The 474-nt window shown below is 68.6% G+C and carries 1 pseudogene; it reads right to left on the minus strand.

Annotation, left to right across the window (positions count from 1 at the left end):
- Positions 1-240 precede the first annotated feature (240 nt).
- Positions 241-474: pseudogene (locus tag BN1119_RS15765) on the minus strand (hypothetical protein); the annotation flags it as partial.

Raw genomic sequence — 474 nt, forward strand, 5'->3', positions numbered from 1 at the left:
AGCAGCAGGCTGGCCAGGGTGTCCGCCAGGGCGAGAAAATCGAGTTGTTGCCACATTCTCATGGGTGACTCCTTCTGGGGATGCCGGCCAGCCCTCGCCCCCGGCTTGCGTGAGAGACGGGACAAGGTCGGCATCCTGGTGAATGCAGGGGCGCGACCCGCCTCCTGACGGGACGGGACGGCGCAAACAGGGAGCAGGCCCTTCACGGTGGCCCGGGAAGGACCTCGCCTCGTTCGAGGGTCAATGGCTGGTGGCGTCGTCCCCGGCGCGGGGGCGCAGCTCCCAGCGTACCGGGCGCACAACCGCTACCAGGTGGATGAACTGCACCAGATAGCGGCGCTGGGGCGGCGTGCAGTAGAGGCTCAGTACCAGCACACGCCTTTCACCGCGCCCGGGCTTCATGGCCTGCATGGGGCTGAGTCCGGCCGGTTGCAGGGTGTGGCTCACCGCCGCCAGCACCTGCTCCATGTCGGC

Origin of the sequence: Aeromonas bivalvium (assembly GCF_000819765.1) — a bacterium.
GTDB lineage: Bacteria > Pseudomonadota > Gammaproteobacteria > Enterobacterales > Aeromonadaceae > Aeromonas > Aeromonas bivalvium.